The following is an 11,626-nucleotide window of genomic DNA, read 5'->3' as shown; positions in this document are numbered from 1 at the left end:
CAGAACCAGAACCAGAACCAGAACCAGAACCAGAACCAGAACCAGAACCAGAACCAGAACCAGAACCAGAACCAGAAATTGCGGCAGCTCCGCAGGAGGCTGCTGGGTCAGGTCGGGAGATAAACTGCGTTCTTGTGAAAATGCATGGCTTGAATCTGGCAATTCCATTTGATTATGTTGAGGGTGCCGTGCATCTGAGCTCTGTTTCACTGGTGCTGGATACGGCCCACGATTGGTGTTTAGGGCGTTTTGGCGGGGCATCATTCGATACCAATGTGGTGGATACAGCGTTATGGCTGGTGCCAGAACGGTATGAACCGGAGATGGCTCGCTACGATGAATTGGTGATTCTCAGTGGTCGTCACTGGGCGCTTGCTTGTGATGAGTTGGTGAAATCTGTGCGTATTCCAGCAGATAAGGTGACCTGGTCCAGTAAAGATAACCCCCGTAAGTGGCTATGGGGAACGTATATGGAAGAGCGGTGCGCGATTCTGGATATTCCTGAATTGATGAAACAATTTGATCAGTCTTTCTGATCTCTTAAAGTAGATAGGCAGAATATGGCAGTGTCAGTACTGGATATACTTTTGGTAATCATTACATTGGGAGCATGTTCCGCCTGTTTCATTTTGTTTAGGCGTCTTAAGCAGTACGAACGTCGCCATCAGGCTCTGATAAATGTACTTCGAAATGAGATCCAGGCTATGACCAATAGCTCGATCGGTATGGGACGACGTTTAATAGAAGTAGAACAGAAACTGAATCTGACTGCAGATAAACAGCAAGAGCTTGAAAATCGTGATCCAAGTGCATTGGCATACAATCAGGCGACAAGGTTGATGGAGATGGGGGCCGATGTAGATGACCTGGTGCAGAATTGTGGTATTGGGCGTCCTGAGGCTGAACTAATGGCATTGCTCCATAAAGAGCTGCATGCACCTCATCAATCTTTGGGCCGAGATTGAGGGCTATCCTTCACCGTTTTAGAAAGGACCTCAGCGGGGGTTTGCTTCAGGCTATATGCAAATGCAATAACCTCTGCAATCGCTCTGTAAAGGGATTCTGGAATCTCATCCCCGAGTTCTAGTCGGATTAACACCTCAACCAGTTCTGGGCTTTCATGGATATGGATGCCATGCTCATCTGCCAGACTGATAATCTGTTCAGCTATCTCACCCATTCCTTTCGCAACGATCAAAGGGGCTTTACCCAGCTCCTGATCATATTTCAGAGCGATCGCTTTCTTACGTTCATCTTGTTTTTCGGTTTTTGAAAACTTCATGTGTGTAGGTCAACCAATTGTTTATGTATCGATTGGTTTTGGTTCGGAGCCGCGCCTTCATGCCAGTCAACCTCGGACTGGCTGAAACCACAGGATCGTAGCCTTTCAGAAAACTCATCAGCCCTTTCTTTAAGTTTTTCAGCTGTTTCAGGGAGCTCACACCAGAAGAGGGTTTTTATTTCGTGACCATCGGTGAGCCTTATCTCGGAGTCCACACCGCCCAGCTCCTCCAGATCGAAATGCAACCGAACACGCCAGACTGAAACCATCTCCCCAGCTGCATTAGTCCCGCCTTCACGACTGAGTCGAAGCTCAAGATTCTCCCATTGCTCCCCCTGTTTGATCGGGAGATCAAGTTGCAATACACGTTCAAAACCACCGTCGGGCAGCTCTCGCCACTGCTGCAATGAGTTGAGTTGCTGGCTAGTGATACGCGATTGCATACCTTTTATTATTTGCTCAAACCTCTCTCGCTGCTCTTCAGGGAGTTTGTCCGCCAGTTGCTGTAGTTGTGATAATTGGCTTTTCATATCCCGGCCTTCAGGTACGAGTCCTTGACTTAACCTTTGTTCGGTTGTCAAACCTCCCAGCTCGATATTCTGGCGTATCTGTAAGGACGCATCCTGGCTGCCAGGACTAACACCAAACAGTTGTAGCATTGATCTGACGACACTGCTGATTTGGGATAACTGTGAGCTGTCAGCTGTTTGGGCAAGTTGAGTGAACGCATATCCTGTGGGTAATTGAGCAGGTAGGGTGTTGCGTAAAATCTCCTGAATAGCGGGCTTATCCAGTGCAGAGGAGGGTATTGTTGGAGGTGCTTGTTGCCTGAGTATTTGCAGGGTCTGAACATCATTTTTGATCAGTAACAGTTGTGTTCCCTGGGGTAGGGGCGCAGGTGCATTGACCGAAATTTTTGAGCCATTTTCCAGCGCCAGAGTAATGTTGTAATGCGATGGGGCAATGGAGTGGCGTGGCTGAATGTTTGCGTCTGATAAGGTAGTCGAAGCCGACGCGGCAGCTTTCGGTGCTGCAGTCTGAGGCAAAGGCAAAGGCTGTCTAATATCGATGGTATTGCTTGCTTGTTTAGGCTCTGCAGGGATGTTTTGTGCTCGTGTCGTGTTGTTGAAAGCTACAGGCCTTTCTTGTTGAGTGACTGGGGGCTGGGGGTTCTCTTTGACTACAGCTGTATTTGTTTCCGGGGCGTTTGTTCTAACTGTATTAACTGTAGCTGGCTGAAGGTTTAGTCCAGAACCGGAACCAGAACCGGAACCAGAACCAGAACCAGAAACTTGGGCTGGAGGTGTCTTGGCTTGAACCTCAGTGCGGATATTGGAAGGAGCTTGGCTTTCATTTTGCCTCTGTATATCAGGAGCTTGAGAGAGCGTCCCTGTAGTTGAAATAGGTGGACTGCTTCCTTGTGCTACCGGTGGTGTTGACGATGCATTTTGAGCAGTGCCCGGTTGTAACTGGGGGCTTGGTGCTGATTGAGGCGTTGAAGAGATAGTAGCTGCAGGGATATTAGTAGTGCCAGTTACCGTAGCCGGTGTATTAATTGAGGGTGAGCTAGGCGGGTAAGAAGGTCTACTACTAATCACTGCTGCGGTAAAGCGTGTGTTGTTTTGAATTATGTTATTAGGCTGTTCGCTGGACAGTTTCAGTTGCTGCGGATTGGCTGGGCTGTTTTGTGCCCTCTGGTCCGCAACCTGAACGTTATTTTGAATAGAGCCTTTCGCCCTGGAAGATGACTCTGCTTTTGCCGCTTGTGGATTGGGTAAGCTGAGTTGAATCTGACCATCACTCTGGCGATTGACATTGATCTTTTGGCCGACGGGTAGTGCCTGAAAAACTCCCATCTGTATCAGTCGGTTATTGATTTCAAGTTTGAGTCGGAAAATTTCGGGTTGGATTTGATCCCTGCTTACTGCAACAACGGTGGCACTCACGTTTTTGCCAACGGGTAACAGCCGGTTCAGATTCTGAGCGGAATCGTTGCTGTTACTTGTGTTTTGCAGTGGAATAGCTGGTAGCTGGGGTAACAATATAGACGCCTCTTTTTCCTAACGGGGCAGTTTTTCCTGGCAACAGATTGCCGGGGATCAAGCTTGCTGCTAAATGAGGATAAAATTCCGACTTTATGAAAACAAGACAACAGTGCAGCGTTCTCAGATAATCGTATATAATCACTCGCTTATTAATCGGCCGATAATGCCAGAAGTATAGTTTAGGATGATAATCAGGGGCGAAAGCGAAAACTGTGAGTATGCAGTTTTCTAAGTTGGCCGGAGATGTTGAGCGGGTTTGGGGAAAGGTTTGAGTAAAACGTTATTTCAAGTTGAAAATCTTTTCTGCGAACGTGATGAGCGCATTTTGTTTGAAGATCTGAGCTTTAATATCTCCTCTGGGGAGATTGTTCAGGTTGAAGGGCAGAATGGTAGTGGTAAGACCACGCTTTTACGTATTCTCAGCGGGCTCTCTAATAATTTTGAAGGAGATCTCTACTGGCAAGGGGAGCCGTTGGCGGATGTGCGTGATGATTATAAGCGCCAGTTGCTCTACTTTGGTCATCACCCCGGTGTTAAAGCAATATTGTCCCCTGAAGAGAATCTGCGATGGTATGTGGCTATGCACCCGGGAATGAGAGCAAATAGTATCGCTGATGCACTGGATAAAGTCGGTCTTAGCGGTTTTGAAGATGTGCCCTGTCATACATTATCAGCGGGTCAAAATCGCCGTGTCAGTCTGGCACGGCTCTACCTTAGTAATGCCCGGCTGTGGATTCTGGATGAGCCTTTCACTGCGATTGATAAAAAAGGGGTGGCTGAAAAAGAGCAGCTTATACTTGATCATGCCAATAAAGGTGGAAGTGTTATTTTGACGACACACCATGAGTTAGCGATGGGTGATAAAGTGCGCCGTCTAAATCTTGATGAGATGGCGGGAACTTAATGGAGCAAATATTGACAAATGAACGGTCTGACTCTGCCGAAAATACGCTTATGGGATTGTTCTGGGCCGTATTAAAGCGTGATCTGATGTTGGCTTACCGGAAGAAAAGCGACCTGTTTAATCCATTGGTTTTCTTTTTGATGGTTGCCACGCTGTTCCCTTTGGGGGTGAGTCCTGAGCCTGATTTTTTGGCTGAGGTTGCGCCGGGAGTAGTTTGGGTAGCAGCTTTGTTGGCAACCTTGCTTTCAATGGATAGTTTATTTCGCTCTGATTTTGAAGATGGCACCCTTGAGCAAACGTTACTTAGCCCCCAGCCATTATTTGTCATTGTGCTTTCGAAGGTGTTGGCGCATTGGATGATGAGTGGGTTGCCATTGACGTTATTAGCTCCGCTGCTGGGCGTTATGTTGTTTTTGCCTGCCGAAGGGATGAGTGGGCTGATGTTAAGTTTGTTGCTGGGGACTCCTACGCTGAGTTTGGTTGGTGCTATTGGTGCTGCACTGACTGTAGGGTTACGTAAGGGTGGTGTGCTTATTTCACTGTTGGTGTTGCCTCTCTACATTCCTGTGTTGATTTTTGGGACTAGCGCAGTTCAGGCGGCCGTGACTGGACTGCCTCTGGCTGGGTTCTTCGCGTTATTAGGTGCTATGTTGGCGCTAGGGGTTGTGATGGCGCCTCTGGCTATTGCAGCGGCACTACGAATTTCCGTAAGCGGATAAGTTTAGGTTGTTATGAGTGAAAATAAAAAATGGATGCCGCGCTGGTTTTACCAGTTAGCTTCCCCCAGGTGGTCCTATGAGATTATGGGCAAACTGCTTCCGGGTTTTGCTGTTGCGGCGACCCTGTTGCTGATTGGTGGAATTATCTGGGCACTCGCCTTTGCGCCTGAAGATTATCAGCAGGGGAACAGCTTTAGGATCATCTACATTCATGTACCCTCAGCTATTCTCGCTCAATCCTGTTATATGTTGATGGCTGTAGCAGGTGCGATAGGATTGATCTGGAAGATGAAAGTGGCTGATATGGTTGCCAAGTCCTGTGCTCCTATCGGCGCATCAATTGCGATTCTTGCTCTGGCGACCGGTGCGATTTGGGGGAAACCGACCTGGGGATCCTGGTGGGTCTGGGATGCTCGTCTGACCTCAATGCTGATATTGCTCTTCCTTTATCTCGGTGTCATTGCACTGCACTCTGCAATTGAGAGTGAGGCAACCGCTGCGCAATCCTCAGCCGTTTTGGCTTTGGTGGGGCTCGTGAATATTCCCATTATCAAATACTCGGTTGATTGGTGGAATACGTTGCATCAGCCAGCCACATTTACACTGACAGAACGACCTGCGATGCCTGCAGAGATGTGGGTACCCTTGTTAATCATGGTCATAGGTTTTTATTGTTTCTTTGCCGTCTCCCTGATGATGCGTACCCGGAATGAGATTCTACACCGGGAACGTCGAAGCAGTTGGGTGCGGGAATTGATTGAAAAACGGTGAGGCACTTATTGTGAGTTTTGACAGTTTTTCTGAGTTTATTGTGATGGGTGGACATGGTTTGTATGTCTGGCTGAGTTATGCCATCGCTTTGGTTATTTTTGTTATTAATATTGTGAGTCCGGTGATGCAGAAGAAGAAAGTTATCTCAGACCTTGTTCGCCGCCTGCGCAGGGAGAAAAAATCTTCATGAACCCTAAACGCAAACAACGTTTATTTATCGTTTTATTTATTGTCTTTGGTGTGGGGGCTGCAGTTGGCCTGACCATGTTTGCATTAAGCCAGAATATTAACCTTTTCTATTCTCCGACCCAGATCGCCAAAGGAGAAGCCCCGCAGGCAACCCGTATTAGGGCGGGGGGCATGGTTGTTGAAGGCAGCGTTAAGCGTGATCAGCAGAGTTTGAATGTGACTTTTGATATGACGGACTATGAGAATAGTGTCACGGTTCACTACAACGGAATCCTTCCAGATCTGTTCCGTGAAGGTCAGGGGATCGTTGCTCAGGGTGAATTGGATCAGAACAATCAGTTACAGGCGACGGAAGTTTTGGCAAAACATGATGAAAATTATATGCCTCCTGAAGTTGCTGATGCATTAGAAAAAGCAGGTAACATGCCGAAGCCTGAAGCTGAGGTATTCAACAAATGATACCTGAGTTAGGTCAGTATGCTCTGATATTAGCACTGTGCTTGTCTGCACTCCTTGCGGTAGTGCCTTTAGCGGGAACCTATAGTTCAAACCCATTATGGATGGGGTTTGCCCGGCCTCTGGCTACAGGTATGTTTGCCTTTTTGATGGTTAGCCTGATCTGTCTGGGTTATGCGTTTGTCACAGATGATTTTTCCGTAGTTTATGTGGCGAGTAACTCCAACAGTGCGCTACCTGTCTACTATAAGATCAGTGCGATCTGGGGCGGCCATGAAGGTTCTCTGCTGCTCTGGGTAGTGATCCTCGGAGGGTGGACATGGGCGGTTGCCGTTAAAAGTGACAATCTGCCTCAGGATATCGTTGCACGAGTCTTATCCGTAATGGGGATTATTGGTGTAGGCTTTATTCTGTTTACCCTGATGACTTCCAGCCCGTTTGAGCGCCATCTTCCCCGCTTTCCACACGAAGGCGGGGACCTGAACCCATTGTTGCAGGATATAGGTCTGATATTGCATCCTCCTATGCTCTACATGGGATATGTTGGGTTCTCTGTTGCCTTCGCCTTTGCCATTGCTGCGCTGTTAAGTGGCAGATTAGATGCTGCATGGGCCCGTTGGTCTCGACCTTGGACCATTGTTGCCTGGGCATTCCTGACACTGGGGATCGCTTTGGGTAGTTGGTGGGCATACTATGAACTCGGCTGGGGCGGTTGGTGGTTCTGGGATCCGGTTGAAAATGCTTCATTTATGCCTTGGTTGGTCGGAACTGCACTGGTGCATAGTTTAGCGGTCACCGAAAAAAGGGGTGTGTTTAAAAGCTGGACCGTCCTTTTGGCGATCTTTACATTCTCGCTGAGTCTATTGGGAACCTTCCTGGTCCGTTCTGGCGTATTGACGTCAGTGCATGCGTTTGCGACGGACCCTGATCGCGGCTATTTTATTTTGGCTTTGTTGGCGATTACGATCGGTGGCTCACTACTGTTATATGCAATCAAGGCTGCTCATGTAAAAAGTGAATCCAGTTTTGAATTGGTTTCTCGAGAAACCTTCCTCTTAGGTAATAATGTGTTGTTGGTTATCGTGGCCATGATGGTGCTGTTAGGTACTCTCTATCCATTGCTGATCGATGCACTTGGCATGGGCAAGATCTCGGTAGGACCACCATACTTTAATGCGCTGTTTATCCCTCTGATGTCGATCATGGTTGGTTTTATGGGATTTGGCATCATCTCCCGATGGAAACAGACTAAACCTTCCTTCCTGACCAAGCAGTTAGTGATCCCTCTGGTACTGAGTATTGTGCTGGGTAGCTCATTCTCGGTGCTTTATGGAGATGCCTATGATTGGTATGTAACACTCGGGATGGTGCTGGTTTTCTGGATTACGTTGGTTTCACTCCGGGATATCTGGAATAAAGTTGCGCATAGGGCCAGCATTTTCAGTGGGTTGCGTTCGCTTTCACGTAGTTACTACGCAATGGTCCTCGCTCATATCGGGGTTGCTGTGACCATTGTTGGTATGACGTTGGTCTCTATCTACAATGAGGAGCGTGACCTGCGAATGGCGCCAGGAGATAAACTCAGCTTTAAACAGTACGAGTTTATTTTTGATGGTGCGCGCAAGGTTGAAGGGCCCAACTATGTCTCAGATCAGGCTCGCTTGCGGGTTTTGAAAAATGGTGAAGCTTATGGTGAGCTCTATCCTGAAAAAAGGCTCTACACAGCACGCGGTAATGTAATGACCGAGGCTGCAATTGATCCGGGACTGACTCGTGATCTTTATGTTGCTCTGGGTGAGCCATTATCAGAGGGTGCATGGGCTGTGCGTGTACAGCATAAACCGTTTGTTCGTTGGTTGTGGCTAGGTGGATTATTGATGACGCTGGGTGGATTCCTGGCGGCAAGTGATCCGCGTTACCGAAAGCAGGCTAAGCGGGCTGCGTCAGTGGTTTAAAAGGTTGGAGAAGAGTTTTGCGCCGTTTTATTTTATTTATACCCCTGGTGATCTTTATTGGTATCGGAATCTTTTTGTGGCGTGGACTACAGCTGGATCCGACGGAGCTTCCTTCCGCGCTTCTGAATAAGCCCTTACCTCAGTTTCAACTCAGCTCTCTGTATGATGAAGGGATTGAACTGACCGAAGCTGATTTGAAAGGCGAGGCTGCACTGGTGAATGTTTGGGCGACCTGGTGCCCCTCCTGTAAACAGGAGCATGCACAGCTTAACCGCATTAAAGCGGAAGGCTATAAGGTCATCGGTATCAACTACAAGGATGATCGCCAGAAAGCCAAAATCTGGCTTGAAAAATACCTTGATCCCTACGCCTCCAATATCTTTGATGTGGAAGGCTCTCTGGGATTGGATTTGGGAGTTTATGGTGCACCCGAAACCTACGTTATCGATGCTGCTGGAATCATCCGCTACAAGCATGTAGGTGTTGTGGATGAGAAAGTTTGGCAGAAATTAAAAGGCATTATCGACAACTTAAAAGTGGCGAAACAGACGGAATCCTAATGAGAGTTTTAATAGCATCGCTACTGCTGATCTTTCCGCTTTTGAGTTCAGCAGCCATTGATACCTATGAGTTCGAAGATGAGGCAACGCGAGAGCGGTTTCGTCAATTGACGTTTGAGTTACGTTGCCCGAAGTGCCAAAACCAGAATCTACAGGATTCAAACTCACCGATCGCCTCAGATCTGAGAAATGAGGTCTATCGGATGTTGCGTGAGGGTAATGGCAATGATGAGATCATCGATTTTATGGTCGCGCGTTACGGTGATTTCGTTCTCTATCGGCCACCTGTGAATCAGATGACCTATCTGTTGTGGTATGGCCCCTTTGGTTTGTTGATTATCGGCCTGATCGTGATGTGGTTGATATCAGGGAAACGGAAAAGAAAAGATAGAGATGAAGAGAACCTGGAGCAGAGGCTGAGTGATGAAGAGTCTCAGCGCCTGAAAGATATACTTGATGATGGTAACAATAAATGATTGAACTGTGGGTCGGTATCGGGCTGCTTTCTATAGTCGCAATTGCGTTTATCTATGCGCCATTTCTAAGAGCAAGACGTTTGATTCAGCAGGATACCGCTGAGGATAGGGAACAGCAGAATATAGAGATCTTCCGGGAAAGACTGGAAGAGCTGGAGCAAGAGAGAGATGCGGGTAATCTGGAAGAGGCAGACTTTGCCACTCTGAAAACTGAGCTTGAGCGTAATCTGCTTTCAGATGTGACTAATGAGAAAAAAGCGTCAGCAAAATTAGTATTAACAAAGCAGGCGTTGGTCACGATAACCCTGATGGCGATGATGGTCCCGGTTGCCGGGATAGGTCTATATGCTGAGCTAGGTCGTTCAGCTGATCTGGAATTGTCACTGCAACAACCTAAAGATCCATTCAATGGTGAGCAGCCTACTCTGGAACAGGCAATTGCGCAGTTGGAACGTGAACTGGAAATTCAACCAGAAAACCCTGAGGGCTGGTTCCTGCTATCAACGACCTATATGAATCAGGGGCGCTATCAGGAAGGGGCGGAAGGCTTTAAGAAGGTATTAACTCTTTTGCCTGAGGATGCACCTCAGTATGCAAGTGTAATGGGGCAGTATGCACAGGCTCTATTCTTTGCTAATGGTAGTCAGATGAATCCTGAGGTTAAAGAGCAGATCAATCGGACGCTTGAAAAGGAACCCTTTGAGATCACTGTGCTGGGCCTCTTAGGAATTGAAGCGTTTGAACAACAAAATTACGAGCTTGCTCTGGAACATTGGTTGAAAGCACTGCGTAATGCAGATGGTCAAACAGCGGACTCCTTACGTTCAGGGGTTCGAAAAGCACGAGACCAGCTTCTGGCACAGGGCAAAGCTGTGCCTGAAATACCTGAATTGCTGGATGCAAGCATTAGCTTGAAGGTCTCTCTGAGCGAAAATCTAAAAGATCAGGTCAAACCCGATCAGGTGGTGTTCGTTTTTGCTAAAGAGATTGGAGGGCGTATACCGCTCGCTGCGGTAAAGCTCAATGTTTCAGATCTGCCAGCAGATATTATTTTGGATGATTCCAAAGCGATGAACCCACAGGCTGCATTATCTTCTGTTTCCCAGGTTGAAGTTTCTGCTCGAATTTCACTTTCGGGGCAGCCTAAAGAGGAGAAGGGGGATCTGTACGGTGTAATCTCCCCTGTACAGAGTCGCGGAACGAGCCTACCGCTGATTCTGGTGATCGATACGGTTGTCGAATAAAACCGGCTCTTTTATAGTGTGATTTAATTAAATAATAATAGTTATAGGGGCGCGACTGGGCACATGGATATTGGTCTGCGTGAGTGGTTGATTATCGGCGGGGTTGTTTTGATCCTGTTGATAGTTTTTGATGGTTGGCGGCGCATGCAATCCGGGCGTAACCGCCTGAAAATGAATATCGATAAAAACTTTGTCGACGTCCCTGTAGAAGAGAGTGGTTATAACCCGGAACTTCCCAGTGGCGGTGCTCGGAAAGTGTCTCTGGATGATGACCCTCTTTTTTCAGAGCATCGACCCGAGTTAGCACCTGAACCCGATCAACTCGCTGAGCATCGTTCAGCGGGTAGCCCGCAAACTGAGACGCTGGTTGATCAAACAGCATCTTCTCCCGCCCCCTCGTCTTCGGTGCCAGCCAATCAGCCGCCAGAATGGGGTGATGACTTAGATCTGGATGACGGTATCCTGGGCTCACCACGATCGGTAAAGCGCGTGGAACCGACGATTACCGCTTCAGATCTGCCTTCCTTCGATGAAGAACCGAAGTTGAATGACTCGATTGATTCATACACTGATCATTCAGTGAGTGATGAGAATGATTATGGAGCTGAGGGTATTATCGGATCAGTCCGGAAGGTCCCTAATCCAGTCGTTGATAGCTTTTCAGAGATGGATTCAGTAGAGCCTGCCAGCGGTCTGGTCCCTCCGATTCTGGAAGATGCGATTGAGCCCGTAGAAGTAACTGATCTGCAGGTGGAGCAAGATGTTGAGTCTAGTATCTCAACTGATAAGAGTGGGTCTGCTCCTTCCGCTCCCCAAGATGAAGCTGAATTGCCTAATATCGATCAACTTCTGGGAGAAGAAGATGAAACGGCAGTTAAACAACAGCTTGAATCTGTTGATTATGAACAAGCTGATGAGCTGGAATCTTTTGAACTGGATACTGTTGTTGAGCCAGAGCCAGAGCCAGAGCCAGAGCCAGAGCCAGAGCCAGAGCCAGAGCCAGAGCCAGAGCCAGAGCCAGAGCC

General features: G+C 47.9%; 13 protein-coding genes and 1 pseudogene. 12 read left to right on the top strand and 2 right to left on the bottom strand.

Annotated features, from left to right (window positions below):
- Window positions 1-134: 134 nt before the first annotated feature.
- Complete coding sequence (locus Q0882_RS16560; protein WP_366915939.1) at window positions 135-536, top strand: hypothetical protein; 402 nt, start codon at window positions 135-137, stop codon at window positions 534-536.
- A 24-nt stretch (window positions 537-560) separates the two neighbouring features.
- The gene (locus Q0882_RS16555) at window positions 561-965 is read left to right on the top strand and encodes a DUF2802 domain-containing protein (protein WP_299184062.1); all 405 of its coding nucleotides are present in this window, start codon (window positions 561-563) and stop codon (window positions 963-965) included.
- Here the strand turns inward: Q0882_RS16555 and Q0882_RS16550 are convergent.
- Both Q0882_RS16550 and Q0882_RS16545 read right to left on the bottom strand, forming a co-directional pair.
- On the bottom strand, window positions 944-1,282 hold the full coding sequence (locus Q0882_RS16550) for an EscU/YscU/HrcU family type III secretion system export apparatus switch protein (RefSeq protein WP_299184059.1): 339 nt from the start codon (window positions 1,280-1,282) through the stop codon (window positions 944-946). The genes Q0882_RS16555 and Q0882_RS16550 overlap by 22 nt on opposite strands.
- Window positions 1,279-3,324, bottom strand: coding sequence for a flagellar hook-length control protein FliK (locus Q0882_RS16545; RefSeq protein WP_299184057.1), 2,046 nt, complete (start codon window positions 3,322-3,324; stop codon window positions 1,279-1,281). Before Q0882_RS16545 ends, Q0882_RS16550 begins: the two co-directional genes overlap by 4 nt.
- A 271-nt stretch (window positions 3,325-3,595) precedes the next feature.
- Between Q0882_RS16545 and ccmA the strand changes: the two genes are divergently transcribed.
- The 10 genes and pseudogenes from ccmA to Q0882_RS16495 all read left to right on the top strand — a co-directional run.
- Window positions 3,596-4,231: a cytochrome c biogenesis heme-transporting ATPase CcmA gene (gene ccmA, locus Q0882_RS16540; protein ID WP_299184054.1), complete on the top strand. Its 636-nt coding sequence runs from the start codon at window positions 3,596-3,598 to the stop codon at window positions 4,229-4,231.
- On the top strand, window positions 4,231-4,950 hold the full coding sequence (gene ccmB, locus Q0882_RS16535) for a heme exporter protein CcmB (RefSeq protein WP_299184051.1): 720 nt from the start codon (window positions 4,231-4,233) through the stop codon (window positions 4,948-4,950). Before ccmA ends, ccmB begins: the two co-directional genes overlap by 1 nt.
- 12 nt (window positions 4,951-4,962) lie before the next feature.
- Window positions 4,963-5,721 carry a heme ABC transporter permease gene (locus Q0882_RS16530; protein ID WP_299184048.1) on the top strand — a complete coding sequence of 253 codons (759 nt, stop codon included), beginning with the start codon at window positions 4,963-4,965 and terminating at the stop codon, window positions 5,719-5,721.
- Between the two features lie 10 nt (window positions 5,722-5,731).
- Entirely contained in the window at window positions 5,732-5,911 is a 180-nt protein-coding gene (gene ccmD, locus Q0882_RS16525) for a heme exporter protein CcmD (protein WP_299184044.1), read from the top strand.
- The gene (ccmE, locus tag Q0882_RS16520; RefSeq protein ID WP_299184041.1) at window positions 5,908-6,369 is read left to right on the top strand and encodes a cytochrome c maturation protein CcmE; all 462 of its coding nucleotides are present in this window, start codon (window positions 5,908-5,910) and stop codon (window positions 6,367-6,369) included. The genes ccmD and ccmE overlap by 4 nt, the downstream gene beginning before the upstream one ends.
- Window positions 6,366-8,321, top strand: coding sequence for a heme lyase CcmF/NrfE family subunit (locus Q0882_RS16515; protein ID WP_299184038.1), 1,956 nt, complete (start codon window positions 6,366-6,368; stop codon window positions 8,319-8,321). The genes ccmE and Q0882_RS16515 overlap by 4 nt, the downstream gene beginning before the upstream one ends.
- Before the next feature lie 17 nt (window positions 8,322-8,338).
- Window positions 8,339-8,881 (top strand): DsbE family thiol:disulfide interchange protein, encoded by a 543-nt coding sequence (locus tag Q0882_RS16510; protein WP_299184035.1) that lies wholly within the window; start codon window positions 8,339-8,341, stop codon window positions 8,879-8,881.
- Complete coding sequence (locus Q0882_RS16505) at window positions 8,881-9,357, top strand: cytochrome c-type biogenesis protein (RefSeq protein WP_299184033.1); 477 nt, start codon at window positions 8,881-8,883, stop codon at window positions 9,355-9,357. Before Q0882_RS16510 ends, Q0882_RS16505 begins: the two co-directional genes overlap by 1 nt.
- Complete coding sequence (ccmI, locus tag Q0882_RS16500; protein ID WP_299184030.1) at window positions 9,354-10,601, top strand: c-type cytochrome biogenesis protein CcmI; 1,248 nt, start codon at window positions 9,354-9,356, stop codon at window positions 10,599-10,601. The genes Q0882_RS16505 and ccmI overlap by 4 nt, the downstream gene beginning before the upstream one ends.
- 63 nt (window positions 10,602-10,664) lie before the next feature.
- A pseudogene (locus Q0882_RS16495) lies at window positions 10,665-11,626 on the top strand (hypothetical protein); the annotation flags it as partial.

Origin of the sequence: uncultured Neptuniibacter sp., from assembly GCF_947498015.1 — a bacterium.
GTDB lineage: Bacteria > Pseudomonadota > Gammaproteobacteria > Pseudomonadales > Balneatricaceae > Neptuniibacter.
This window is presented reverse-complemented; position numbering and strand designations above follow the sequence as displayed.